Source organism: Pigmentiphaga sp. CHJ604 (assembly GCF_036972535.1).
GTDB lineage: Bacteria > Pseudomonadota > Gammaproteobacteria > Burkholderiales > Burkholderiaceae_B > Pigmentiphaga > Pigmentiphaga daeguensis.
The window spans coordinates 150,289-173,873 of sequence record NZ_CP136998.1 but is presented as its reverse complement, the minus strand read 5'-3'; the positions used below and the strand labels follow the sequence as shown (position 1 = coordinate 173,873).

At 67.7% G+C, this 23,585-nt stretch carries 27 protein-coding genes; 22 read left to right on the top strand and 5 right to left on the bottom strand.

Features of this window, described 5'->3' with window-relative positions:
• Positions 1-20 precede the first annotated feature (20 nt).
• The 5 genes from R4823_RS00890 (at position 21) to R4823_RS00870 (ending at position 4,219) form a co-directional block, all read left to right on the top strand.
• Positions 21-650, top strand: coding sequence for a fumarate hydratase C-terminal domain-containing protein (locus R4823_RS00890; RefSeq protein WP_242621344.1), 630 nt, complete (start codon positions 21-23; stop codon positions 648-650).
• Positions 651-689: 39 nt separating this feature from the next.
• The gene (locus R4823_RS00885; RefSeq protein ID WP_087838884.1) at positions 690-1,670 is read left to right on the top strand and encodes a tripartite tricarboxylate transporter substrate binding protein; all 981 of its coding nucleotides are present in this window, start codon (positions 690-692) and stop codon (positions 1,668-1,670) included.
• Positions 1,671-1,816: 146 nt separating this feature from the next.
• A complete protein-coding gene (locus R4823_RS00880) occupies positions 1,817-2,437 on the top strand; it encodes a flavin reductase family protein (protein ID WP_087838885.1) in 621 nt (206 codons plus the stop codon).
• Positions 2,438-2,568: 131 nt separating this feature from the next.
• Positions 2,569-3,324: an aldolase/citrate lyase family protein gene (locus R4823_RS00875; protein WP_087838886.1), complete on the top strand. Its 756-nt coding sequence runs from the start codon at positions 2,569-2,571 to the stop codon at positions 3,322-3,324.
• A gap of 31 nt (positions 3,325-3,355) precedes the next feature.
• Positions 3,356-4,219 carry a hypothetical protein gene (locus tag R4823_RS00870; protein WP_087838887.1) on the top strand — a complete coding sequence of 288 codons (864 nt, stop codon included), beginning with the start codon at positions 3,356-3,358 and terminating at the stop codon, positions 4,217-4,219.
• Here R4823_RS00870 and R4823_RS00865 read toward each other — a convergent pair.
• Together R4823_RS00865 and R4823_RS00860 are read right to left on the bottom strand one after the other, a co-directional pair.
• On the bottom strand, positions 4,216-4,983 hold the full coding sequence (locus tag R4823_RS00865) for a DNA-binding transcriptional regulator (protein ID WP_087838888.1): 768 nt from the start codon (positions 4,981-4,983) through the stop codon (positions 4,216-4,218). The two genes, R4823_RS00870 and R4823_RS00865, sit on opposite strands and share 4 nt — an antisense overlap.
• An 87-nt stretch (positions 4,984-5,070) precedes the next feature.
• Positions 5,071-6,030 carry an amidohydrolase family protein gene (locus R4823_RS00860; RefSeq protein ID WP_087838889.1) on the bottom strand — a complete coding sequence of 320 codons (960 nt, stop codon included), beginning with the start codon at positions 6,028-6,030 and terminating at the stop codon, positions 5,071-5,073.
• A 196-nt stretch (positions 6,031-6,226) separates the two neighbouring features.
• Between R4823_RS00860 and R4823_RS00855 the strand changes: the two genes are divergently transcribed.
• From R4823_RS00855 to R4823_RS00830, 6 genes are all read left to right on the top strand, one after another.
• On the top strand, positions 6,227-6,892 hold the full coding sequence (locus R4823_RS00855; RefSeq protein ID WP_165963138.1) for a TetR/AcrR family transcriptional regulator: 666 nt from the start codon (positions 6,227-6,229) through the stop codon (positions 6,890-6,892).
• Positions 6,893-6,912: 20 nt separating this feature from the next.
• Positions 6,913-7,698, top strand: a complete 786-nt coding sequence (locus tag R4823_RS00850) for a cyclase family protein (protein ID WP_087838891.1) — start codon at positions 6,913-6,915, stop codon at positions 7,696-7,698.
• A gap of 51 nt (positions 7,699-7,749) precedes the next feature.
• A complete protein-coding gene (locus R4823_RS00845) occupies positions 7,750-8,724 on the top strand; it encodes a tripartite tricarboxylate transporter substrate binding protein (RefSeq protein ID WP_087838892.1) in 975 nt (324 codons plus the stop codon).
• A 127-nt stretch (positions 8,725-8,851) separates the two neighbouring features.
• Positions 8,852-9,157: a (2Fe-2S)-binding protein gene (locus R4823_RS00840; protein ID WP_338617061.1), complete on the top strand. Its 306-nt coding sequence runs from the start codon at positions 8,852-8,854 to the stop codon at positions 9,155-9,157.
• 395 nt (positions 9,158-9,552) lie between these two features.
• A complete protein-coding gene (bfr, locus tag R4823_RS00835) occupies positions 9,553-10,029 on the top strand; it encodes a bacterioferritin (protein ID WP_087838894.1) in 477 nt (158 codons plus the stop codon).
• Between the two features lie 117 nt (positions 10,030-10,146).
• Positions 10,147-10,350, top strand: coding sequence for a hypothetical protein (locus R4823_RS00830; RefSeq protein WP_087838895.1), 204 nt, complete (start codon positions 10,147-10,149; stop codon positions 10,348-10,350).
• 8 nt (positions 10,351-10,358) lie between these two features.
• Here R4823_RS00830 and R4823_RS00825 read toward each other — a convergent pair whose 3' ends face one another.
• A complete protein-coding gene (locus R4823_RS00825) occupies positions 10,359-10,982 on the bottom strand; it encodes a hypothetical protein (RefSeq protein ID WP_140416862.1) in 624 nt (207 codons plus the stop codon).
• A gap of 59 nt (positions 10,983-11,041) precedes the next feature.
• A complete protein-coding gene (locus tag R4823_RS00820) occupies positions 11,042-12,667 on the bottom strand; it encodes a peptide chain release factor 3 (protein WP_087838897.1) in 1,626 nt (541 codons plus the stop codon).
• 183 nt (positions 12,668-12,850) lie between these two features.
• Here R4823_RS00820 and R4823_RS00815 point away from each other — a divergent pair, with 183 nt between their 5' ends.
• From R4823_RS00815 to R4823_RS00765, 11 genes are all read left to right on the top strand, one after another.
• Positions 12,851-13,255, top strand: coding sequence for an antitoxin Xre-like helix-turn-helix domain-containing protein (locus R4823_RS00815; RefSeq protein ID WP_087838898.1), 405 nt, complete (start codon positions 12,851-12,853; stop codon positions 13,253-13,255).
• Positions 13,252-13,938, top strand: coding sequence for an RES family NAD+ phosphorylase (locus R4823_RS00810; RefSeq protein WP_338617057.1), 687 nt, complete (start codon positions 13,252-13,254; stop codon positions 13,936-13,938). The genes R4823_RS00815 and R4823_RS00810 overlap by 4 nt, the downstream gene beginning before the upstream one ends.
• Before the next feature lie 286 nt (positions 13,939-14,224).
• Positions 14,225-15,391: an ABC transporter substrate-binding protein gene (locus R4823_RS00805; protein ID WP_087838900.1), complete on the top strand. Its 1,167-nt coding sequence runs from the start codon at positions 14,225-14,227 to the stop codon at positions 15,389-15,391.
• Between the two features lie 269 nt (positions 15,392-15,660).
• Positions 15,661-16,521 carry a branched-chain amino acid ABC transporter permease gene (locus R4823_RS00800; protein WP_087838901.1) on the top strand — a complete coding sequence of 287 codons (861 nt, stop codon included), beginning with the start codon at positions 15,661-15,663 and terminating at the stop codon, positions 16,519-16,521.
• Positions 16,518-17,483, top strand: coding sequence for a branched-chain amino acid ABC transporter permease (locus tag R4823_RS00795; RefSeq protein WP_087838902.1), 966 nt, complete (start codon positions 16,518-16,520; stop codon positions 17,481-17,483). The genes R4823_RS00800 and R4823_RS00795 overlap by 4 nt, the downstream gene beginning before the upstream one ends.
• Positions 17,480-18,247, top strand: coding sequence for an ABC transporter ATP-binding protein (locus tag R4823_RS00790; protein WP_087838903.1), 768 nt, complete (start codon positions 17,480-17,482; stop codon positions 18,245-18,247). Before R4823_RS00795 ends, R4823_RS00790 begins: the two co-directional genes overlap by 4 nt.
• Positions 18,240-18,959 (top strand): ABC transporter ATP-binding protein, encoded by a 720-nt coding sequence (locus R4823_RS00785; RefSeq protein ID WP_087838904.1) that lies wholly within the window; start codon positions 18,240-18,242, stop codon positions 18,957-18,959. The genes R4823_RS00790 and R4823_RS00785 overlap by 8 nt, the downstream gene beginning before the upstream one ends.
• A 54-nt stretch (positions 18,960-19,013) precedes the next feature.
• Positions 19,014-20,174, top strand: coding sequence for an ABC transporter substrate-binding protein (locus R4823_RS00780; RefSeq protein ID WP_087838905.1), 1,161 nt, complete (start codon positions 19,014-19,016; stop codon positions 20,172-20,174).
• Between the two features lie 11 nt (positions 20,175-20,185).
• A complete protein-coding gene (locus R4823_RS00775) occupies positions 20,186-21,601 on the top strand; it encodes an amidase family protein (protein ID WP_279818714.1) in 1,416 nt (471 codons plus the stop codon).
• Positions 21,594-21,998, top strand: a complete 405-nt coding sequence (locus tag R4823_RS00770; protein ID WP_132979697.1) for a RidA family protein — start codon at positions 21,594-21,596, stop codon at positions 21,996-21,998. Before R4823_RS00775 ends, R4823_RS00770 begins: the two co-directional genes overlap by 8 nt.
• 9 nt (positions 21,999-22,007) lie before the next feature.
• Entirely contained in the window at positions 22,008-22,517 is a 510-nt protein-coding gene (locus R4823_RS00765) for a cupin domain-containing protein (RefSeq protein WP_087838908.1), read from the top strand.
• A 74-nt stretch (positions 22,518-22,591) separates the two neighbouring features.
• On the opposite strand, the gene R4823_RS00760 is transcribed toward R4823_RS00765, so the two are convergent.
• Complete coding sequence (locus R4823_RS00760) at positions 22,592-23,572, bottom strand: tripartite tricarboxylate transporter substrate binding protein (protein WP_279818722.1); 981 nt, start codon at positions 23,570-23,572, stop codon at positions 22,592-22,594.
• Positions 23,573-23,585: the final 13 nt, after the last annotated feature.

Here is a 23,585-nt window from a genome sequence, read left to right as displayed (position 1 = left end):
CGGCAACGGAGACGAGCATCGTGAATACCCATCGCCTGACCTTGCCGGCAAGCGCGGACGACATCGCCCGTATCCAGGCCGGCGACCTGGTCTACCTGACCGGCGACATCGTCGTCACCATCGGCCTGCCTACGCACCAGCGCATGATCGACTACGCCCGCGAGGGCAAGCCGCTGCCGGTGGACGTGCACGGCGGCGCCTTCCTGCACCTGAGCTCGTACAACCGCGAGAGCGACACGCCCTCGGGCTACGAGGCCCTGTACATGAACCCCACCACCAGCACGCGCTACGACGCGCTCATGCCGCCGCTGATCCGGGCCTACGGCCTGCGCATCGTGGGCGGCAAGGGCGGACTGGGCGAGGAAAGCGTGCAGGCCATGCGCGAGACGGGCTGCATCTACCTGTCCTTCCTGGGCGGCGGCTGCACGCTGCTGGCCCGCGCGATCCAGGAAGTGGTGTCCGTGCACTGGGAAGACTACATCTCGCAATTCCGCCTGGTGACCTTGCGCGTCAAGGACCTGGGCCCCGCCACGGTGGGCATCGACGCCCACGGCAACAGCCTCTACCGACAGCTGCGCGAGAACGTGCAGCAGCGGCTGCCTGGCATTCTCGAAGAACTCGACCGGCACCGCGCGGATTCCACGCACTGAGTGCGGCAATCTTCTTCATTACGACAGATCGGAGACCCCATGAAGAATCATCGACTTCTCGCCTGCGCCACCGCCATCCTGGCCCTGGGCGCCACCGCCGCCCACGCCAAGGACGACGCCGCGTCATGGCCTACCCGGCCGGTGCGGCTGATCGTGCCGTTCCCGGCCGGCGGCAGCACCGACGTGGTCGCGCGCCTGATCGCCGAGCGGCTGGGCCAGAAGCTCGGCCAGCAGTTCGTCGTGGACAACCGTCCGGGCGCGGCCGGCAACATCGGCACCGACCAGGTCGCCAAGGCCTCGCCCGACGGCTACACGCTCACGCTGACGACCTCCGGGCCGCTGGCCAACAACAAGTACCTGTACAAGTCCATGCCGTACGACCCGGCCAAGGACCTGACTCCCATCGTGCTGGTGGGCGAGATCCCGCTGGTGGTCGTGTCCACCGACAAGACCCCGGCCAAGAACCTGAAGGAATTCATCGCGCTGGCCAAGGCCGCGCCGGGCAAGTATTCCATCGGCAATCCGGGCAACGGCACCATCGGGCACCTGGCCTATGAACTGCTGCGGCACAATACCCGGACCGACTTCCTGGGCGTGCCGTACAAGGGCGACACGCCGGCCATGACGGACCTGCTGGGCGGCTCCATCCAGGCCATCGTCGCGCCCATCACGGCCTTCATCCCGCAGATCCAGAGCGGCAAGATGAACGGCCTGGCGGTGACCTCCAAGAAGCGTTTCCCCGGCACGCCCGACGTGCCCACCGCGGTCGAGCAGGGCTTCGACGTCGAGGCCTCGGTCTGGTTCGCCGTCGCGGGCCCCGCCGGCATGCCGCGTCCCATCGTCGACAAACTCAACCGCGAGATCAACCTCGTGCTGAACTCGCCCGAGGGCCGGGCCAAGCTCGAGCAGTTCGGCGCGGTCGTGGGCGGCGGTTCGCCCGAGCAGCTGGATTCGCTGATGAAGGTCGAAAGCGCGAAGTGGAAGCGGATCATCGAGGACGCCAATATCAAGCTGGATTAGCCCCCCTACGCGCTTCGCGCGCCCCCCCACAGGGGGGCGGCACTGGCGGACCGGCAAAGCCGGATCCGCTGTGCCCTGGGTCTTGTGAGTTCTTCTTGGATTGGGGCACGGGTTTTCGGGGTGGTTTCCGCCCCATGGAGTGTTGAATGAGCGGTTTCGTTACGTTGAAGACCGAGGGCATGAGCACCGAGGAGGCCTATCGGCTGATCGTGGGCTGCGTGGCGCCCCGGCCGGTGGCGTGGATCACCACGCAGGATGAATCGGGACGGGTCAATGCCGCGCCGTTCAGTTCGTACAACTACGTGGCGCACAGCCCGCCGATGCTGGCGGTGAACATCGGCTCGCGCAAGGGCGAGTTGAAGGACACGGCACGCAACATCGTCGAGACGCGCGAGTTCGTGGTCAACGTGGCCACGGAAGCGACGCTGGAGCTGATGCATGCGTCGGGCGCGGACTACCCGCCCGAGATCGGCGAGCCCGAGGCGCTGGGCATCGAGCTGGCGCCCAGCACGGTGGTGCGGCCGCCGCGCATTCCCGCCACGCCGATCCAGATGGAATGCCGGCTCGAGCACGTGCTGCCGCTGGGACGGGGCCTGAACACGCTCTACATCGGCGAAGTGGTGGCCTTCCATCTGTCCGAGGCCATATTCAACGGCCGGCACATCGATGCCGTGGCGATGCGGCCCATCGCCCGGCTGGGCGGACCGTACTACGCGGGGCTGGGCGAGATCTTCCATCGGCCGATGCTGCAGGCGCCGCCGATCTGATCCCCCCTACGCGCTTCGCGCGCCCCCCAGGGGGCGGCACTGGCGGACCGGCGGAGCCGGATCCGCTGTGCCCTGGAGACCAACGGGCTGGCGAAGTTGGGGGTTCTTAATTTTGTGACAAGGACATACTGATGACGGGTTCATCTGGGGATTTCAGCCGGTCGGTGCAGGCCGGGACGTTCATCAAGACGGTGTCGCCGCACGTGGTGGAGATACTGGGGACGACGGCGCTGGATTTCGGGGTGCTGGATGCCGAGCATGCGCCGTTCGACCGGGCGGCGCTGGACTTGATGATGATGGCCGGACGGGCCGCGCGCCTGCCGCTTTTCGTGCGGGTGGCCGACTACGAGGCCGCGACCATCCTGTCGACGCTGGACCTGGGCGCGGCGGGCATCGTGGTGCCGCACGTCGACAGCGCCGAGCAGGCGGAACTGATCGTCTCGCGCGCCCGCTACAAGGACGGCGTGCGGGGCTTTTCCAGCTCGCCCCGGGCGGCCGGCTACGGGACCATGACCTACAAGCAGGCCCAGGAAGCGGGCGACCAGACGCTGGTGATGTGCCAGATCGAAAGCGTCGAGGGCCTGGCCAACGTGGAAAGCATCGCCGCCGTTCCCGGCGTGGGCGGACTGTTCGTGGGACGCGCGGACCTGGCCCTGTCCATGGGCCAGGAAGGCTCGCGCAGCCCGGCGGTGCTGGAAGCCACCGCCCGCATCGTCCGCGCGGCGCTGGCCGCCGGCAAGATCGCCGCGATGTTCGTGGCCAACGCCGCCGAGCGCGACGAGTTCGCCGCGCAAGGCGTGACCTGGTTCGTGATCGGATCCGACCAATCCCTGCTGCGCCAAGGCGCGCAATCGGTTGCCGTGGCAGGCGACCGGTCGCACGGCTGACGCGGCTCCCTCTCAAGCAAAGGTGAAGTCCATGACTGTCCAACAACCGCGGCCCGCGACCTATGCCGCGCACTACGACACCGCTCCGCAGCAACAGCAGGCCGGCGCGCGCACCTGGCTGACCCGGGGCGCCAACTTCGTCGTCGCCGTCTCGCAGGTCGAGGCGGGAGCCGTGCTGGCGCGCGAGGCCAACCCCGACGAATACTTCGTCTTCGTGCACACCGGCGGCGCGCGCATCCAGGCGGGTTCCGAGCAGGTCGACGCCGCTCCCGAGACCGTGACCATCGTTCCGCCGGGTGCGAGCCGCGTCGAGGCCACCGCCGCGGGCACCATCGTGCGCGTGTTCTCCAACCGCGCCTCGGACCTGGCGCAGGCTTCGGTCAACCAGGAGATCTACGCCGACGGCGCGCCCGAAGTCGCGCCGCTGGTGCCATGGCCCGATCCCCCCGCCGGCTTCAAGCTGCGCCACTACGTGCTGGCCGAGCACGTGCGGCCCGACAGCAACATGCGCATCTTCCGCAGCACCAACCTGATGGTCAATTTCCTGGCCAAGCGCCTGGTGCCGCGCGACGTGCACAAGCTCAGCCCGCACACCCACGCCGACTTCGAACAGGCCTCGCTGGCGATCCAGGGCACTTACGCGCACCACCTGCGCTGGCCGTGGACGCCGGACATGGACATGTGGAAAGAGGACGAGCACGTCGAGATCGGCAGCCCGTCCGTCACGGTCATTCCCGCGAAGGTGCTGCATACCAGCCGCAACGTCAGCCAGGGCGATTGCTGGCTGATCGACATCTTCGGCCCGCCGCGCATGGACTTCTCCAGCAAGCCGGGACTGGTCTGCAACGCGGACGAGTACCCCATGCCCGCGCCCGCCACGGCCGCCGCGGCCTAGAGCCTGGCGAGGTCCTCCGAGATGCCGCGGGAGACCTCCTGCAACTGTTCCAGATAGCGCTCGACGACCTGTTCGTTGGTGAGCGTGGAGGCGAACCACGTCATGCCGAACGAGGCCACCACATGCTTGCCGTCGAACACCGGCACGGCCAGGGTGCCGGATACCGGGCGCACGGCGGGATCGCGCAGCGCGTAGCCCTGCGCGCGCGTGATCTCTATCATCCGCCTGACCGCCTCCCGGTCCTGCGCCGGCTCGTCCTCGGGGTTCTTCGATTGGCGCAGCAGCGCGAGTATGGTCTCGCGCTCATCCTCTTCGCAGAAGGCCAGGTAGGCCCGGCCGATGGCGCGGCTGACCAGGCTCAGGCGCATGTTGATGGTCGAATGCAGCAGCGACAGCGGCGAATGGGGAATGGTGCTGTAGCGCACCACCATGGCATCGGTATCGAACACGGCGATGGCCAGCGGCCACTTGATGGCCTCGGTCAGCGCGTCCAGGCGCGGCCGGGCCGCTTCGACGATGCGCGGCTCGCTGTGATAGCCCGACGACAGCGTATTGACCAGCGACGTCAGGTAGTACGCCCCGTACTGCGGCGCATGGCGCACCAGTCCCTTGGACGCGAGCGACTCAAGAAGACGTATCAGCGATGGCTTGGGGATGCCCGTCTGCTTGTACAGTACGTCCAGGGTCGATACCGGCTGGCGGTTCAGGGCCTGCAGCAGCTCGATGGCACGGACAACGGCTTGGACGGGCGGAAAGGAAGGCACGCGGACCTCCGTACGGAAAGGACGCCGGCCGGCGATTATCGCATTGCCGGATGCGTTCCAACCTCCGTACGGCCGTCCTGGTGAAAATCAGCGGCGGGCGCCGCCCTTCACGAACACGCGCTTGCCGGTGTCATGCCAGACCGCGCGCTTTTCCTCTTCGGTCAGCAGGACCGAGGCGTCGATCATGCGCTGGACCATTTCCTTGTAGGTGCCCGACGAGGTGCCGATGTCCGAGCCCCACATGATGCGGTCGGCGCCGAACAGGTCGACCGCGCGGCGCAGCACCTGCTCGGCCGGCACGTCGGCCTCGCGGTACTCGTCCAGGTTGATCGAGGTGAACTTGAAGAAGATGTTGTGCTCGTGCGCCAGCTTCTCGAAGCGCTCGTCCAGGCCGAAGTGTTCCTCGGTGGCCTCGGGCTCCAGCAGGTGGTCCAGCACGATGCGCACGTTCGGATAGCGGCGCGCCAGTTCGATGATGGTCGGCACCGACGGACCGCCGCCGCCCACCGCCAGCACTTCCAGGTCGATCACCAGGCCGAACTCCTCGGCCACGTCCCAGGTCTTGAGCGCCTGCGGCGAATTCAGCCACGGCATGCTGCCATCGGGCTGGCGGCCGCCGAACAGGCGCACGCCCGCCAGGCCGTTCTTCTCGATGTAGCTGCGCACCAGGCCCGGCGTGCCGGCATCCTCGGCGTCCAGGATGACCACCGCCGAGAAGATGTCGGGATGGGCGTCGGACGAATCCAGGATGTAGCTGTTGTCGTAGCGGTAGATCATGCGCTTCTGCACGGCCACCGCGCCGTCGACGTTTTCTTCCTTCATCCAGACCAGCATGCGCGCCACGTCGGGCACTTCGTTGATCGGATTGGGGCCGTGCTTGCCGCCCGGCTTGCCGATCACGCCCGGGGCGCGCGGCGGCGCGTCGGCGGCGCGCTTCATGGGATTGCGCGGATAGCGCACCTGGTCATCCGCCACCAAGTGGGCGTGCGAATCGAACAGCAGCGGGCGAGTGCCGGCGGCCGACGGGGCTTGCTTGTCTTGGGTCATATCGAAAACTCTACGTGTTTACAGCGGGACTTTATCGCCAGCCTGCCCCCTCCGCACCCGATATTCTCGAACTTTTCGGTGTCCGAAAACTTGTGGCCGAACAGGAATCGGGCCCATTCAAACAAAAATTTAAAAAAAGCGATTCAAATTTCTGTTTGAATCGCCGATACTACGCCGGACTACTGGATCCTCCATCGTGAACCTGCTCGACGACGACACCTCCACCCGCTCCCGCATCGTGCTGGCCGCCCTGCGCGTCTTCGCCACCCGGGGATTCGAGGCCGCCTCGCTGCGCGAGATCACGTCCGCCGCTCAGGTGAACATCGCCGCCATCCACTACCACTTCGGCTCCAAGGACGCGCTGGTGCAGGAAGTGCTGCGCGTGGTGTCCGAGCCCATCAACCGCATGCGGCGCGAGGCCCTGGCCCGGGTGCCGGCGCACCGCGAACCGACGATGGAAGAAGTCGTGGAAGCGCTGATCGCACCGCCCGTGCGGCTGAGCTTCGACGCCACCGGCGAATGGCGGCTGCTGATCCGGTTGCTGATCCAGGCCCGCGCGGTGCCCCGCGCCAGCACGAACGCCGCGATCTTCGAGCAGTACGACGCGCTGGCGGCCGACTTCGTCGACGCCCTGATGGCCGCCCAGCCGTCGCTGGGCCGCGAGGAAGCCTACTGGCGCTACGCCTTCGCCATCGGCGCCATGATGTACATCGTCAGCGACGCCGACGAGACCTATCACCGCCTGCATCGCATCTCCGGCGGGCTGTGCGACACCGACGACCCCGAACGCATCGTCGCCCAGCTCGTCGCCTTCATCGCCGCCGGCATGCGGGCAGCCGCCCCGGCCGGCACACCGCTGTGACTTCCCTCCGGATACACGACATGACCCGCCGCATCATCGACCTGTCGGTCGCCCTCGAAGACAAGCCCACTTCGCCGGCACACCACCGCCCCCAGATCAGCTACGTCGACCACGACCAGTCCTGGGAACTCTTCTCCAAGCTCTTTCCCGGCATCGGCCCCGACGACCTGCCCGAGGGCAAGGCCTGGGCGGTGGAGCGGGTTTCGCTGTCGACCCACGCCGGCACCCACATGGACGCGCCGTGGCACTACCACCCCACGACCGACCATGCGCTGCAGGAAGGCGGCCGGCCCGCGCCCGGCATCGACGAAGTCCCGCTGGACTGGTGCCTGAAGCCCGGCGTCAAGCTCGACTTCCGCCACATGGAAGCGGGCTACGTGGTCACGCCCGCCGACATCCAGGCCGAGCTGAAGCGCATCGGCCATACCCTCCAGCCGCTGGACATCGTCGTGGCCAACACCCGCGCCGGTGCGCGCTACGGCCAGGAGGACTATTGGGAAAGCGCCTGCGGCTTCGGCCGCGCCGCCACGCTGTGGCTGCTGGAGCAGGGGGTACGGGTGGTCGGCACCGACTCCTACAGCTGGGACCCCGCCTTCAAGTTCGTGGTCGAGCGCTACGAGCGCGACCGCGACCCTTCCATCATCTGGGAAGGCCACAAGGCGGGGCGCGACATCGGCTACTTCCAGATGGAGAAGCTGACCAACCTGGACCAGTTGCCGTCCCATGGCTTCACCATCAGTTGCTTCCCCATCAAGATCAAGCACGGATCGGCCGGCTGGTGCCGCACCGTCGCCATTCTCGATTGACCCGCGAGGCGCGCGACGCCTCGTCCAAGACAACGATCCCGGAGACTCCCCATGACCTTCCTTTCCTGCGCCCGCCTGGGCGCCGCCCTCGCGCTGGCCGCCTGCGCAGTACCCGCCGCCGCGCAGGCGCCTGCCTCGTACCCCGACCGGCCCGTCCACGTCGTCGTGCCGTTCCCGCCGGGCGGCATCGTCGACAACGTCACCCGCAACCTGGGCGCGCGCCTGTCGGCCGCGCTGGGCCAGACCTTCATCGTGGAGAACAAGGCCGGAGCCGGCGGCTCGATCGGCGCCGCCCACGTCGCCAAGGCCGCGCCCGACGGCTACACCCTGCTGGCCGCCTTCGACACCCACGCCGTCAACCCGCTGCTATACAAGCTCAGCTTCGACTCCGACAAGGACCTGGCGCCGGTCGCCTTGATCGGCACCTCGCCGCTCATCCTGGTCGTCCATCCCTCGGTGCCCGCCCGGACCGTGCCTGAGCTGGTCGCGCTGGCCAAGGCCAAGCCCGACGCGCTGAACTACGCCTCCACCGGCGCCGGCAGCTCCAACCAGCTGACCGCGGAACTGTTCAAGGCCACCGCCGGTGTCGAGATGAACCACGTGCCCTACAAGGGCGGCGCACCCGCCATCACCGACGTGCTGGGCGGCCGGGTGCAGGTCATGTTCGTCAGCGCCAGCTCGGTACTGGCCCATATCAAGGCCGGCAAGATGCGGGCCCTGGCCGTCACCACCCGGGAACGCATCCCGGCCCTGCCCGACGTGCCGTCCATCAGCCAGTTCTACCCCGATTTCGAGGCCCGCTCGTGGATAGGCCTGCTGGCTCCGGCCGGCACGCCCCCCGCCACCGTCTCGCGCCTGAACGCCGAGGTCTACCGCGCCTTGCAGACGCCCGAGATGCGGACGTTCTTCGACGCCCAGGCCATCCAGCCCGGCAGCGGGTCGCCCGAGCAATTCGGCGCATTCCTGCGGAACGAGACCAAAAAGTGGGGCGAAATCATCAAAAAACAGGACATCCGGGTGGAATGAGACGGCCGGGAAACCCGCGTGGCGCAAGACCCACGCGGGCGGCTTGCAAGTTTTGAGAATATTATCAATAATTAATCTCATTACGACGTCCACTGCGGCGCCCAACCGCGCCGCAACGAGTTCCGCCATGTACGTTTGTGTCTGCAACGCCATCACCGAACGCCAGATCCGCAGCAGCGTGGAAGCTGGCGCGACTACCCTGGCCGACCTCCAGTTCGACCTGGGCGTGGCGACCTGCTGCGGCTCCTGCGCCGACACCGCCTGCCAGTACCTGCCGGCCGGCGCCAGCGCCTGCGAGCACGCCTACGAAGCGTCCATCTCGGCCGCCAACGGCCGCACCGAAGCCACCGAACTCCCCCCGCCCCGCGCCACGACGCGCCGCTTCCCCATCCAGGTCGTCGGCGCTGGCGCCGGCGCCGCCAAGGCGGCGTAGGGGTCCCCCCTACGCCCTTCGGGCGCCCCCCAGGGGGCGAAACCGGCGGACTGGCAAAGCCAGATCCGCGGTTTCCTGGGTCTAGTACCTGTTTCTTGGCACGTCACACTGTTGCTACCGCTGGCAGCCAGCGATAGCAACAATGCTACGCGCCAAGACAGCGGTAATAGACCCAGGATGCGGTGGATCCGGCTCCGCCGGTCCACCCGCATCGCCCCCTTGAGGGGGCCCGCGTCAGCGGGTAGGGGGTGGGCTTTCCTTGCGCGCGGCAGCGCGTAGGGGGGATCATTCTCATTGTCACTTTCCTAGGCCATTACGGGCGGACGTACGGCCTGCTTGCCTGGCGTCAACAATGCTAACCTTGCCGGATCCATGAATTCTGCAGGGGAAAGAACATGAAAGGCGACAAGACCGTCATCCAATACCTCAACAAGCAGCTCACCAACGAGCTGACCGCCATCAACCAGTACTTCCTGCATGCGCGCATGCTCAAGCACTGGGGCCTGGGCAAGATGGGCAAGCACGAGTACGACGAGTCCATCGAGGAAATGAAGCATGCCGATCGCCTGATCCAGCGCATCTTCATGCTGGACGGCCTGCCCAACCTGCAGGACCTGCACAAGCTGCTGATCGGCGAGAACGTCCCGGAAATCCTGGAATGCGACCTGAAGCTGGAGCTGTCCTCGCAGGTCGTGCTCAAGGAAGCCATCGCCCACTGTGAAAGCGTGCGCGACTACGTGTCGCGCGATCTGCTGCAAGACATCCTGGACGACACCGAAGAACACATCGACCACCTGGAGACCCAGATCGGCCTGGTGGACCAGGTCGGCATCCAGAACTACCTGCAATCGCAGATGGACGAGCAGGGCTGATTCCCCACCCCGCCCGAAGCAAAGCCCCGCCACGCGGGGCTTTTTGCTTTATGCGCGTTCCCGGCTTCACGGAACGCGTCTTGCTGCCCGGTTGGCTTACTTCGACAGGAGACCGCCATGGCCACCGTTCAGGGCAGCAACCCGCTTTCCAAACATACCGACGACGTCCTCAAGGACGAGAACCGCAGGATGCCGGCGGCGGAACTGCCGCGCGAAGACAAGGACAAGCCGGCCGCCGGCGGCGGCGACGAGTTGAACGTGGATGAGCTGGAGGAAGCGGAACGCGGCGGCCCGCCCCGTTCAGGCGGCGGGCCGGACTGAGCGCGGCGTCAGTTATTGCCCGTCGCGGGGCATTCGGCGATGCGGCCCCAGCGATTATCGGTGTTGCAGTATTTCCACCGGGCTTTCTCGTTGCAGATGACCCGGCCGACGACGCCCTGGGAAGCGCAGCGCGCCAGTTCGGCTCGCAGCGACTGGATCCAGGGCTCCTGGCCGCCGGCCGCGTCGGCTCCGGCCACCACGGTGGCGACCTGCTGCGAAGGCGGCTCGACGATGATGCGCGGAGACTGGGCGGCCGCCGGGGGCTCGGCCAGGTGGGCGGGCAGGGGGCTGCCCGGGTTCACCGTCTGCATGTCGGGCGCGATGGTCGAAAGCAGGGTATCGGGCTGCGGTTGATCGGCCGCGGATACCAGGGGAATGGGCGCGCTCGGCTGCACCGGGCGCGATGGGACGCCGCGCGAGCCGTCCACCCTGGGTTGCGGGGGTTCGGGCAGGTAGGTTTCCTGGTCCACCGCCGCCACCGGCGCTTCGCCCGGGCGCCCCTGGGCCACGGGCACGGGCGCCTCGGCCGCGCGGTCGACGGGAGCATTCCAGGACAACCAGAGCCCGAACAGCACTCCCACCACCACGACCATCGCCACGAAGGCCAGGCCCATCAAAATGCGGTTACGCATGTGTACACCTCTTCACTGTGGACCGGCGGCCCCGCCGGTCCCCATGCCCGGGTGGGCCGTCAGGCGAAAGCGGAATCGCCCACCCTGGTCTGGAACACCTGTCCCCCGTGCTCGCGCAGGGCATGGAACTGCACGTTGGGATAGAGCTCCTGCGCCACCCGCAGCTGCGCCGACGATCCGATCAGGAAAGCGGGCGCCTCGACTACATCGTAGGCGATGTGCTGCATGTTGGCGTCCATGAACTTCTTCAGGTCCTTGGGGTTCTCGGCCGTGATCCAGCGCGCCATCGAATAGCGCGCCGGCAGCATGCGCGCGGCCACGCCGTATTCGGTCTTGAGCCGATGCGCCACGACCTCGAACTGCAGCTGGCCGACGGCCCCCAGCAGCAACGGGCCTCCGGCCACCGGCCTGAACACCTGGATGGCGCCTTCCTCGCCCAGCTGGGTCAGGCCCGTGCGCAACTGCTTGGTGCGCAGCGGATCGGCCACCTCCACCGCCTGGAACAATTCGGGCGCGAAGAAGGGCAGTCCGGTGAACTGCAGCGCCTCGCCTTCGGTCAGCACGTCGCCCAGTTGCAGCACGCCGTGGTTCGGAATGCCGATGACGTCGCCGGCATAGGCCTCGTCCAGCAGCTCGCGCCGCTGCGACAGGAACGAGACCACGTTGTTGGGCCGCGTTTCCTTGCCGGTGCGGCAGACCTTCAGCCGCATGCCGCGCTCGAAACGGCCCGAGCAGACGCGCACGAAAGCCACGCGGTCGCGATGGGCCGGATCCATGTTGGCCTGCACCTTGAAGACCACGCCGGTGAATTTCGGTTCATCGGGCTGGACCTCGCGCTGCAGCGCATGGCGCGGACCGGGCGCGGGCGCCTGCTCGACCAGCGCGTCCAGCACTTCCTGCACGCCGAAGTTGTTGATGGCCGAGCCGAAGAACACGGGCGTCTGCTTGCCGGCCAGGAACTCGGCCTGGTCGAACGGCGGCGCGGCGCCTTCGATCAGGTCGATCTCGCCGCGCGCCTGCTCGAACGCCGCGCCGAAGCGGCGCGCGATCTCGGGGTTGTCCAGCCCGTCGATGATTTCGTCGTGCTGCTCGCTCAGCCTGTCGCTGCCGGCCTTGAAGACCCGCATCCGGTCGCGCCGGATGTCGAACACGCCGCCGAAGGACTTGCCCATGCCGACCGGCCACGCGAAGGGCACGGCATCCATGCCCAGGTGGGACTCGATCTCGGACAGCAGCTCCAGCGGCTCGCGCACCTCGCGGTCCATCTTGTTGACGAAGGTGATGATGGGCGTATTGCGTGCCCGGCACACCTGCAACAGCCGGATGGTCTGCGGCTCGACGCCGTTGGCCGCGTCGATCACCATCAGCGCCGCATCCACGGCCGTCAGCACGCGGTAGGTATCTTCCGAGAAGTCCTGGTGGCCCGGGGTGTCGAGCAGGTTGATGACGGTATCGCGGTATTCGACCTGCATGACCGAGGACGCCACCGAAATGCCGCGCTGCTTCTCGATCTCCATCCAGTCGGACGAGGCGTGCCGCGAGGCCTTGCGTGCCTTGACGCTACCGGCGATCTGGATCGCGCCGGCGAACAGCAACAGCTTTTCGGTCAGCGTGGTCTTGCCCGCGTCGGGGTGGGAAATGATGGCGAAGGTGCGTCGCCGGGCGACTTCGGAAGATATGGTCATCGCGCGGAATTTTAACCGGAGACGGGATCGGGCGCTTGATCCGTCCGGCCGCCACGGCAGCAAGCGCCGTGCCGCGGCGGCTCGGCTCCGCCCACCGCGCATTTAGTCCTATTCAATACTCCAACTTGATTTTAGTCTCAAATGGTATTAATCTGGGCTGCATGCACGACACAGGAAAGCATCATGGCCATTCCTGCTTCCAAGACCCCTGAACTGACCAGCCAGGCCGCCACCGACGCGGCCCTGCGCACCTTTTTCCGGATCGCCCAGGCTTGGCAGCTCAATGCCGAAGAGTCGGCCACCCTGCTGGGCGTCCCGCGCTCGACCATGTTCCGCTGGAAGACCGGCCGCGCGCCCGCGCCGCTGCCGCGCGACACGCTCGAACGCCTGTCGCTGGTCTTCGGCATCTACAAGGCGCTGCAGGTCCTGTTGCCCGTCCCCGAACGCGCCGACGCCTGGCTGCGCCGCCCCAACGACGCGCCCCTGTTCGGCGGCCGGCCGGCCCTGGAACGCATGCTCACCGGCATGACCAGCGACCTGTACGTGGTGCGCACCTATCTCGATGCCCAGCGGGGGGGCTGGACATGACGCCTGCCGTTGCCGAGGTGCAATGGACGCCCTGCCACCGGCTCGTCCCCAGCCGCTTTCCGCCCGCCGGCCTGTACGACCGGGTGGCCGATCCGGCCGACCTGGGCGTGGTGTTCGCCATCGAGAACCTGACCAATCCGCGCGTGCGCGACGAAGCCGGGAACCTGCGCCTGGTCCCGCCGGAAGACCGCATTTCCGGTCCGGGCACCACCCCCATCATGGCGGCCTTCACCCATCTGAATCCGGCCGGCAGCCGCTTCACGGACGGCACCTGGGGGGTGTACTACGCCGGGGAAAGCCTGGAAACCGCCGTGGCCGAGACCATGCACCACCGCGCCCGTTTCCTGGCCGCGACGCACGAGGCCGCCATCGAGATCGACATGCGCCACTACCTGGCCGACCTGGCCGCGCCGCTGCACGACCTGCGCGGCCTGCGGCCGGCCTTGCCCGCCATTTACGATCCGGACGACTACACGGCCAGCCAGGCGCTGGCCCGCCAGCTCCGGCTGGCGGGCAGCTGGGGCGTGGCCTACGACAGCGTCCGCCGCCCCGGCGGCCAATGCGCGGCGGTGTTCCGGCCGCGCGCCCTGTCCCGCTGCCGCCAGTCCCAGCACATTGCGTTCGTCTGGGACGGCCACCGCATGAGCGGGTGGTATTCCAAGTCGGCATTGCGGTCGGTCTGATTTTTCAAGCCTCGTTCCACCGGCCGCCCGGGCTGCCTGCCCCGTGCCCGGCCTTGTGGCTCGCGGGTTTCCTGGCTGCTGCCGCCGGTCCACTGATGGGAATCGATTATTGGCGCAATTTCGATTTTCGAATATGGTTACGTCGAACGCGGGGCGCTGATATCGTCACAATTGGTATCAAGCGCAGCAGATCGCGGCGTGCGGCCGCAACGCAGTACGGATATCCGCGCTAGGGCACCGTGCCCTGGCGCGCAAGACCTCATTCCTTATCCGGAGGAACACGACAATGAAAATACGTTTGTGGGGTTGTGTACTGGGCATGGCGCTGAGCGGCACGGCCGCGGCGCAGACCCCGTTGAAGATCGGTTTCGTGGGCGAGATGTCGGGTCAGCAGGCCGAATACGGACTGCAGATGAGCAACGGCGCCAAGCTGTTCCTGCAGGAGCACGGCGACGTGGTGGCCGGGCGCAAGATCCAGCTCATCATCAAGGACGTCGGGGGCCCGAACCCCGAGGTGGCCAAGCGCGTGGCGCAGGAACTGATCACGCGCGACAAGGTGGAATTCCTGGCCGGCTTCGGCTTCACGCCCAACGCGCTGGCGGTGGCGCCGCTGGCCACCGAGGCCAAGATTCCGATGGTGGTCATGAACGCGGCCACCTCGTCCATCACCGAGCGCTCGCCCTACGTGGTGCGCACCTCGATGACGCTGCCGCAGAACGCCTACGCCATCGCCGACTGGGCGCTGAAGAACAACATCAAGACGGTGTACTCACTATACGCCGACTACGGTCCGGGCCAGGACGCCAACGCCCAGTTCCGCAAGACCTTCACGGGCGGCGGCGGCAAGATCGTGGCCGAGGTGGCGGTGCCGCTGAAGAATCCGGAGTTCGGCCCCTACATGCAGCGCATCAAGGATGCCAAGCCCGATGCCGCCTTCCTGTGGTTCCCCTCGGGCGAGCTGTCGGTGCTGATGCTGCGCGCCTACCGCGAGCGCGGCCTGGAGCAGGCCGGGATCAAGGCGCTGGGCACCGGCGACGGCACCGACGACATGTTCCTGGACAGCATGGGCGACGTGGCGCTGGGCCTGACCACCTCGTTCCACTATTCCGCCGCCCACGACTCGGCCAAGAACAAGGCCTTCATCAAGGGCTACGAATCGCAGTTCGGCACCTCGATCCGCCCCAACTTCATGGCGGTGGGCGGCTATGACGGCATGGCGCTGATCTACGAGACCATCAAGAAGCTGAACGGCAAGATCGACGGCACGAAGGCGGTCGAGGCCATGAAGGGGGCCAAGTGGGAAAGCCCGCGCGGGCCCGTCATGATCGATCCGGAAACGCGCGACATCGTGCAGAACATCTACATCCGCAAGGTCGAACGCCGCGGCAACCACCTGTACAACGTCGAGTTCTCGCATCTCGACGCGGTCAAGGACCCCGGCAAGGCCAAGTAAACGCAGCACGCGCCCGGTCCGCCCGCTTCGGCGGGCCGGCATAAGTTTTTTAGACCGGTGAAAAAGCATACGCGGCTGGATCGGCCGCGGCCGGGCGCGGACAATAGCAACACCGCCCAGAAGGACCCTGCATGAAGCCGTCTTGCCGGTCTGCCATGGTCCCTGCGGCGGAGCGATCTGCAGGAGATCATGGACTGTCCTAACCGCATTCCGCGGCCCGCCTTCGTCCGGGCCGCCATCTTCCCCCCGCACGTCACCTGGAAGCACACATGGGCATCGTAATCTTCGACGGCCTGGCCTACGGCATGTTGCTGTTCCTGATCGGAGTCGGCCTGTCGATCACCATGGGGTTGATGAACTTCGTCAACCTCGCCCATGGCGCCTTCGCCATGGTGGGCGGCTACGTGGCCGCGCTGGCCATGAGCCGCCTGCAGGTACCGTTCGTCGCCAGCCTGGCACTGGCCTTCATCAGCGCGGCCGTGGTGGGCGCGCTGCTGGAGTTCGTCTTCTTCCGCCGGCTGTACCGCGCGCATCCGCTGGACCACGTGCTGCTGTCCATCGGCATCGTGTTCGTGTTCGTGGCGGGCGGCACCTACCTGTTCGGTCCCACCATGCAGCCCTTCACCGCGCCCGAATGGCTGCGCGGCCAGATCTCGCTGCTGGGCATGGACGTGGGCGCCTACCGGCTGTTCCTGATCGTCGTGGGTTTTGCCGTGCTGGCGGCGCTGCTGCTGCTCATCAACAAGACGCGCTACGGCGCCATGGTGCGCGCGGCGGTGGACAACCAGCGCGTGGCCGCGGGCCTGGGCGTGCGGGTGGACCGGCTGTTCTTCCTGACTTTCTCGTTCGGCTGCGGCCTGGCGGGGCTGGGCGGCGCGCTGGGCCTGGGCATGCTGGGGCTGGATCCGTCCTTCCCGCTGAAATACATGATCTATTTCCTGATCGTGGTCTGCGTGGGCGGGGCCGGCACCATCGTCGGTCCCTTCGTCGCAGCCGTGCTGGTGGGCATCGTCGACGTGGGCGGCAAATACTACATGCCCGAACTCGGCGCCTTCCTGATCTACGTGTTCATGGTGGTCGTATTACTCGTACGCCCCCACGGCCTGATCCCCAAGAAGGGGCTCGTATGACCAAACTCAATCTGAATCCGCGCCAGATCGTGGCGCTGGAAGTGGTGTTCTGGCTGGCGCTGGCCTCGACCTACTTTCTCTTGCCCGAGAAGCTGGTCCTGATCACGCAGATCATGATCACCGGCCTGTTCGCGATCGCGCTGGACATCGCCCTGGGCTACGCCGGCATCCTGACGGTGGGCCATGCGGCGTTCTTCGGCATCGGCGCGTACCTGGCGGGCCTGCTGGCCAAGTACGGCTGGGGCGAACCGTTCTCCGGGCTGCTGCTGGCGCTGGCGGTGTGCGCGGTGCTGGGCTATCTGCTCAGCTACCTGATCGTGCGCGGCAGCGACCTGACGCGGCTGATGATCACCATAGGCGTGTGCGTGCTGTTCTTCGAGCTGGCCAACCGCCTGACCCCCATCACCGGCGGCGCCGACGGCCTGCAGGGCGTGGACATGTGGCCGGTGCTGGGCCAGTTCCGCTTCGACCTCTGGGGCAAGACGGCCTTCATCTACACCTTCTGCATCGTGCTGCTGATGTTCCTGGCGGTGCGCCTGATGCTCAAATCGCCCTTCGGGCTGGTGCTGCGGGGCATCCACGACAACCGGCGGCGCATGCTGGCCATCGGCTCGCCGGTGGATTCGCGCCTGCGCCTGGCCTATTGCTTCTCGGCCGCCATCGCCGGCGTGGCCGGCGCGCTGCTGGCGCAGACCACGCAGTTCGTCGGGCTGGAGATGCTCAGCTTCAACCGCTCGGCCGAAATCCTCATCATCCTCATCCTGGGCGGCACCGGGCGTCTGTACGGCGGCCTGATCGGCGCCCTGCTGTACATGACCGTGCATGATTTCTTCTCCGACTTCGATCCGAAGTTCTGGATGTTCTGGCTGGGCATCTTCCTGATCCTAGTGGTCATGATCGGCCGTGGCGGCGTGCTGGGCGTGCTGTCCAAGGCCTTCAAGGTAAGGGAGCAACGCCCATGACGACCGCGACCCTCGCGACGCCCGCGCTGCGCACCCGGAACCTGACCAAGCGCTTCGGCGGCTTCACCGCCGTCAACGGCGTGACGCTGGACATCGCGCCCGGCTCGCGCCAGGCGCTGATCGGCCCGAACGGCGCCGGCAAGACCACGCTGATCAACCTGTTGACCGGCATCCTGCGCCCGACCGAAGGGCGCATCAGCCTGGACGATGACGACATCACCCACCTGCCGGCGGACAAGCGTGTGCACCGCGGGCTGGTGCGCACCTTCCAGATCAACACGCTGTTCCCGCGCCTGACGCCGCTGCAGGCGGCCTCGCTGGCCATCTCCGAGCGCGAGGCGCTGGGCAAGGTCTGGTGGCGCACGCTGCGCAGCTGCTCGTGGGTGGCCGACGAAGCGCACGCGCTGCTCAAGCAGTTCAACCTGGCCCAGTACGCCCACGTCGACACCGCCGAGCTGCCCTACGGCAAGCAGCGCCTGCTGGAGATCGTGCTGGCGCTGGCCGCCCAGCCTCGCATCCTGCTGCTGGACGAGCCGGCCGCCGGCGTGCCCGAGGACGAAAGCGGCGAGTTGTTCGAGGTGATCGCCGGGCTGCCCAGGGAAATGACGGTGCTCTTCATCGAGCACGACATGGACCTGGTGTTCCGCTTCGCCCAGCGCATCTCGGTGCTGGTGGCGGGCGCCGTCCTGGTGGAAGGCACGCCCGCGGAAATCGCCGCCGACCCGCAGGTGCGGGCGGCCTACCTGGGGAATTCGCGTGTCTGATTTCCTGCAAATCGAAAACCTCACGGCCGGCTACAACGACGCGGTCGTGCTCAGCGACCTGTCGGTCGCGATCGAACGCGGCCAGAGCCTGGCCATCCTCGGGCGCAACGGCGTGGGCAAGACCACGCTGCTCGAGACGCTGATGGGCAACACCACGGTCAAGCGCGGCCGCATACGGTGGCTGGGCGAGGACATCACCCGCCTGCGCCCGGCCGACCGCGCGCGCCGGGGCATAGGCTGGGTGCCGCAGGAGCGCGAGGTGTTCCCGTCGCTGACCGTGCGCGAGAACCTGGAAGTCATCGCGCGCGGCACGCACTGGACGCTCGAGCGCGTGTACGGGCTCTTTCCGCGCCTGCGCGAGCGCGCCGGCAACTACGGCGGGCAGCTCTCGGGCGGCGAACAGCAAATGCTGGCCATCGGCCGCGCGCTGATGACCAACCCGCAGTTGCTGCTGCTGGACGAGCCCATGGAGGGCCTGGCTCCCATCATCGTCGAGGAGCTGTCCGAGGCGGTGCGCCGCATGTGCGCCGACGAAGGCCTGACCGCCATCATCGTCGAGCAGCATCCGGTCCTTGCGCTGTCCATGTCGCAGCACGCCATCGTGCTCGAGCGCGGGGTGGTGGCCTATGCCGGCGGCAGCGCCGAGCTGGCCGCCGACACGCAACTGCTGGACCAACTGCTGGGTGTCGGCAAGCGCGCCGCGGTTTCCTGATTCGAATCTCCGGCGCAGTCGGTGCCGGCTCTCACGGCAAGGAGTCGTCTGATCATGAAAGGTAGACAAGCGGGATTGCGCTGCGGGCTGGCCGCGGGCGCGTTGATGGCGGCCGCCTGCGCGCAGGCGCAGGGCGTCGTGAAGGTGGGCTTCATCGGCGAAATGTCGGGTCCGTTCGCCGAGTTCGGAAAGCAGATGGAAACGGGCGTGCAGCTCTACCTGAAAGAGCATGGCGACACCGTGGCCGGCAAGAAGGTCGTGGTCATCGTCAAGGACGTGGGCGGCCCCAACCCCGAGCTGGCCAAGCGCCACGCGCAGGAACTGGTGGTGCGCGACAAGGTGGACTTCATCGCCGGCTTCGCGTTCTCGCCCAACGCGCTGGCGGTGGCGCCGCTGGCCACCGAGGCCAAGAAACCCATGGTCATCATGAACGCCGCCTCGGGCAGCCTGCCGTCCACCTCGCCCTACATCGTGCGCACCTCGTTCTCGCTGCCCGCCATCGTGCCTCCCATCTCGCAATGGATGATCAAGCAGGGCTACAAGACGACGTACTCGATGGTGGCCGACTACTCGCCCGGGCACGAGGTCGAGGCGGCCTTCATGGATTCGTACAAGAAGGCCGGCGGCACGGTGGTGGGTTCGGTGCGCACGCCGCTCAGCACCATGGACTTCTCGGCCTACATGCAGAAGATCAAGGACCTGAAGCCGTCCGCGGTCTTCGCCTTCGTGAACGGGGCCGACGTGGCGCAATCCTTCATGCGCGAGTACCGCGCCCGCAACCTGGCCGAGGGCGGCATCGCCATGGTAGGCACGGGCGACATCACCGACGAACCCACCATCGATTCGATGGGCGACACGCCGCTGGGCGTGGTCACCGGCTATCCGTATTCCATGGACCACGACTCGCCGCTGAACAAGAAGTTCGTGCAGGCCTTCAAGGCCGCGCGCGGGCAGCAGGCCCGCCCCAACATCATGGCGGTGGCCGGCTACGACGGCATGGCGCTGATCTACGAGGCCCTGCGCAAGACCCAGGGCAAGACCGACGGCGACGCGCTGATCGCCGCGATGAAGGGCGTGAAGCTGGAAAGCCCGCGCGGCCCGATCGAGATCGACGCGGCCACGCGCGACATCAAGCAGCGCGTCTACATGCGCAAGGTGCAAAGGGTCGACGGCCGGCTGGCCAACGTCGAATTCGAGACCATCGAACCCCGATAGGAGGCTCGCCCATGTCCGCAGCGGACTCCGCCTGGCTGTCGAAGACGGCGGCCGAACTGCACGAGGCCTATCGCGCCCGCGCGCTGTCGCCGCTCGACCTGGCCACGGCGCTGATGGACGCGGTGGCCGACGATGCGCGGGAGCTGAACGCCTTCTGCCTACTGGACCGCGACGCCGCGCTGCAAGCCGCCGAGGCCTCCGCCCGGCGCTGGCGTAGCGGCACGCCCATCGGCCCGCTGGACGGCGTGCCCGTGTCGATCAAGGACCTGGTCGACGTGGCCGGCTGGCCCACGCGGCGCGGTTCGGCCATCACGGCCGGCGCGCCGCCCGCCGCCGCGGACGCGCCCAGCGTGGCGCTGCTGCGCCAGGGCGGAGCGGTGCTGTTCGGCAAGACCACCACCACCGAGTTCGGCTGGCTGGCCGACTCCGAGTCGCCCTATACGGGCATCACGCGCAACCCGCTGGCGCCGGACCGCAGCGCCGGCGGCTCGAGCATGGGCGCGGCGGCGCACGTGGCCAAGGGCTGGGGGCCGCTGGCGCTGGGCAGCGACGCCGGGGGCTCGATCCGCATCCCCGCCTCGTACTGCGGACTGGTCGGGCTCAAGCCCACCTTCGGCGCCATTCCGTCGGGGCCGCGCCTGAGCGCCTTCGCCGAGTACGCGCACCTGGGCCCCATCGCCCGCACGGTGGCCGATTGCCGGCTGGCGCTGCAGGTCATGGGCCGGCCGCACCCGCTGGACCCCCATTCGCTGTATGCGCGCGCGCAAGAGCTGCCGCCGCGCCGGCCCGCCATCGGCTACCTGACCGACGCCGGCCCCGATACGGGGCTGGATCCCCGGGTCGAATCAGCCGTCGAGGAACTGGCGCAGCGGCTGGGCCGCAGGGGCCATTCCGTCGTGCGCCTGCGCATGGACTGGATGTCGCTGGCCGAGAACGCCTGGGCCCTGTGGGAGAACCGCCTCTACGAGTCCTTCGTCGATGCCGCCCCTGGCCAGCGCGCCCAGCTCGACCCGCGCCTGCAACAGCTGTGCGAACGCGGCGCCGCGCACGGCGCCGAACGCCTGGCCCGGGCGCGGACGCAGTTGCGCGACGTGGCAACCCAGCTCACGCTGGCCTTCGCCGACGTCGACCTGCTGCTGACCCCCGCCAGCCCGGCCGGCGCGCCGCGGGTGGGCGCGCTGTGCGCCGACGATCATCCGCTGCGCGACCACATCCGCCAGACCTTCAACTGGCAACTGGCGAACCCCTATACCTTCCCGTTCAACCTGAGCCAGCAGCCGGCCCTGTCCATGCCGCTGACCACCGACGCCGGCGGCCTGCCCGTCGGCTTGCAGATCGTCGGCCGCAAGTATCGCGACGACGATGTGCTCGACTTCGCGCAAATGCTGGAGTCCACTCATCTTTTCCAGGAGTCCGAACATGCCTAAGATAATCGTGCAGTCCGCGCAGGCCCCCGTCACCGGGTTCACCGACAAGAGCACCCCCTCGCCGCTGGCCCAGGGCATCCGGGCGGGCGACTTCCTCTACGTCTCGGGCCAGGGCCCGCTGGACCCGGTTACCAAGGAAGTCGTGTCCGACGACATCCGCGAGCAGACGCGGCGCACCTTGCAGAACCTGATGGCGGTGCTGGAGGCAGGCGGCGCCACCGCGGCCAACATCGTCAACATGCGGGTATGCCTGCGCGACGTGGCGGATTTCCCCGCGTTCAACGAGGAATTCCGCGCGTTCATGGGCGGCGAGAAGGTCACCCGCACCTGCATAGGCGGCACGCCGCACCGCCCGGGCGTACGCGTCGAGATCGACTGCGTCGCCTACTTCGGCTGAGGAGGTCCTATGTTCAAGATGCCCATCGTCGACCTGATGAAGCAGGGCGACGAGCTGGCCGCCAGCGGCAAGCGGGTGGCCGTGCTCTGGCAGGAACCCGAGTCCCTCGTGTTCCTGGCCCGCGGACGCGAGTACCGCAGCGAGTTCCACATCAACCCCAGCGACGAGATGATGTACATGGTCAAGGGGCAGATGAACCTGCACTACCGCACGCCCGACGGCAAGGAAGAGATCGCCGTGCTGCCGCAGGGATCGGTCATCTACACGCCGGCGGGCATCCCGCACTCGCCGCGCTTCCCGCCCGACGCCTACCTGCTGGTGCAGGAACGCAAGCGCAAGCCGGAGGAGATCGACCGCTTCCAGTGGTTCTGCCCCAGTTGCGACACGCTGCTGCACGAGGAATCCTGCCACGTCGCGGACTACAAGGCCGACCCCGTGTCCAAGGCCTACCAGCGCTTCTTCGACAGCGAGGAATTCCGCACCTGCAAGTCCTGCGGGACGGTGATGCCCAAGCCCTGAGCCGGACCTTTTTTATTGCCCCCCTGGGGTGCAGCGCCGCCGCGATGCGGCAAGCGTGGTGGCTTTTTCCACCGTCAGTCGGGCTTGACCCCCGCCGCCTTGATGATGTCGCGCCAGCGCGCGGTCTCGGCGGCGATGAAATCGCCGAACGCGCGCCCGGTCAGGGCCTTGCCTTCGCCGCCTATCCCGGCCATGCGCTCCTTGAACTCGGGCATCCGGGTCACCGCTTCCAGCTCGCGCTCCAGCCTGGCCACCGCCTCCGGCGGTGTGCCGGCGCGGGCCAGCACGCCGAACCAGCCGCCGGCGACGAAATCGGGCACGCCGGCCTCGGCCATGGTCGGCACTTCGGGCAGCATGGGCGAGCGCTCGGCGCTGGTCACCGCCAGCGCGCGCAGGGATCCGTCCTTGATCCGCGGCGCGACCGCCGCCACGGCCGAGGGCATCATCTCGATCTGCCCGCCCAGGAGATCGGTCACCGCCGGACTGCCGCCCTTGTAGGGCACGTGCACGATGTCCAGGCCGAACCGGGCCTTGAGCATCTCGCCGATCAGGTGGACGTTGGTGCCCGTGCCGGGCGAACCGAAGTGGTAGCGCCCGGGCTGGGACTTCGCCAGCTTCACGAACTCCATCAGGGTCCTGGCCTGCACCTGGGGGTTGACCACGAACACCGAGGGAATCCGCGTGACCAGCGCGATGGGGGTGAAATCGCGGACCGCGGGCGTGCTCTGGCCCGGCGTCAGGTTCTCGGCGATGCCGAAGGACTCGGCCGTCCCCAGCAGCAGGGTGTAGCCGTCCGGCGCGGCCTGCGCCGCGGCGGCCACGCCTATCGCGCCCCCGGCCCCGCCGCGGTTTTCCACCACCACGGTCTGCCCCAATTTCTGCCCCAGATACTGGGCCACCACCCGCCCCACCTGGTCGCTGGCGCCCCCGGGCGGGAACGGCACGATCAGCCGGACAGGGCGATCGGGATAGACGGCCCACGCCTGCGCGCCCGCCAGCACCCCGGCGGCGGCAAGCATCCACGGCGCAAGGCGCCGGATCGGCTTTGGACTCATGAATGTCTCCTTC

Bases quoted from the DNA above. Each gene is read 5' to 3' on its own strand.
- R4823_RS00885 (WP_087838884.1), top strand. From the start codon at position 690: ATGAAGAATCATCGACTTCTCGCCTGCGCCACCGCCATCCTGGCCCTG.
- R4823_RS00880 (WP_087838885.1), top strand. From the start codon at position 1,817: ATGAGCGGTTTCGTTACGTTGAAGACCGAGGGCATGAGCACCGAGGAG.
- R4823_RS00875 (WP_087838886.1), top strand. From the start codon at position 2,569: ATGACGGGTTCATCTGGGGATTTCAGCCGGTCGGTGCAGGCCGGGACG.
- R4823_RS00870 (WP_087838887.1), top strand. From the start codon at position 3,356: ATGACTGTCCAACAACCGCGGCCCGCGACCTATGCCGCGCACTACGAC.
- R4823_RS00860 (WP_087838889.1), bottom strand. From the start codon at position 6,030: ATGACCCAAGACAAGCAAGCCCCGTCGGCCGCCGGCACTCGCCCGCTG.
- R4823_RS00850 (WP_087838891.1), top strand. From the start codon at position 6,913: ATGACCCGCCGCATCATCGACCTGTCGGTCGCCCTCGAAGACAAGCCC.
- R4823_RS00845 (WP_087838892.1), top strand. From the start codon at position 7,750: ATGACCTTCCTTTCCTGCGCCCGCCTGGGCGCCGCCCTCGCGCTGGCC.
- R4823_RS00840 (WP_338617061.1), top strand. From the start codon at position 8,852: ATGTACGTTTGTGTCTGCAACGCCATCACCGAACGCCAGATCCGCAGC.
- bfr (WP_087838894.1), top strand. From the start codon at position 9,553: ATGAAAGGCGACAAGACCGTCATCCAATACCTCAACAAGCAGCTCACC.
- R4823_RS00830 (WP_087838895.1), top strand. From the start codon at position 10,147: ATGGCCACCGTTCAGGGCAGCAACCCGCTTTCCAAACATACCGACGAC.
- R4823_RS00825 (WP_140416862.1), bottom strand. From the start codon at position 10,982: ATGCGTAACCGCATTTTGATGGGCCTGGCCTTCGTGGCGATGGTCGTG.
- R4823_RS00820 (WP_087838897.1), bottom strand. From the start codon at position 12,667: ATGACCATATCTTCCGAAGTCGCCCGGCGACGCACCTTCGCCATCATT.
- R4823_RS00815 (WP_087838898.1), top strand. From the start codon at position 12,851: ATGGCCATTCCTGCTTCCAAGACCCCTGAACTGACCAGCCAGGCCGCC.
- R4823_RS00810 (WP_338617057.1), top strand. From the start codon at position 13,252: ATGACGCCTGCCGTTGCCGAGGTGCAATGGACGCCCTGCCACCGGCTC.
- R4823_RS00805 (WP_087838900.1), top strand. From the start codon at position 14,225: ATGAAAATACGTTTGTGGGGTTGTGTACTGGGCATGGCGCTGAGCGGC.
- R4823_RS00800 (WP_087838901.1), top strand. From the start codon at position 15,661: ATGGGCATCGTAATCTTCGACGGCCTGGCCTACGGCATGTTGCTGTTC.
- R4823_RS00795 (WP_087838902.1), top strand. From the start codon at position 16,518: ATGACCAAACTCAATCTGAATCCGCGCCAGATCGTGGCGCTGGAAGTG.
- R4823_RS00790 (WP_087838903.1), top strand. From the start codon at position 17,480: ATGACGACCGCGACCCTCGCGACGCCCGCGCTGCGCACCCGGAACCTG.
- R4823_RS00780 (WP_087838905.1), top strand. From the start codon at position 19,014: ATGAAAGGTAGACAAGCGGGATTGCGCTGCGGGCTGGCCGCGGGCGCG.
- R4823_RS00775 (WP_279818714.1), top strand. From the start codon at position 20,186: ATGTCCGCAGCGGACTCCGCCTGGCTGTCGAAGACGGCGGCCGAACTG.
- R4823_RS00770 (WP_132979697.1), top strand. From the start codon at position 21,594: ATGCCTAAGATAATCGTGCAGTCCGCGCAGGCCCCCGTCACCGGGTTC.
- R4823_RS00765 (WP_087838908.1), top strand. From the start codon at position 22,008: ATGTTCAAGATGCCCATCGTCGACCTGATGAAGCAGGGCGACGAGCTG.
- R4823_RS00760 (WP_279818722.1), bottom strand. From the start codon at position 23,572: ATGAGTCCAAAGCCGATCCGGCGCCTTGCGCCGTGGATGCTTGCCGCC.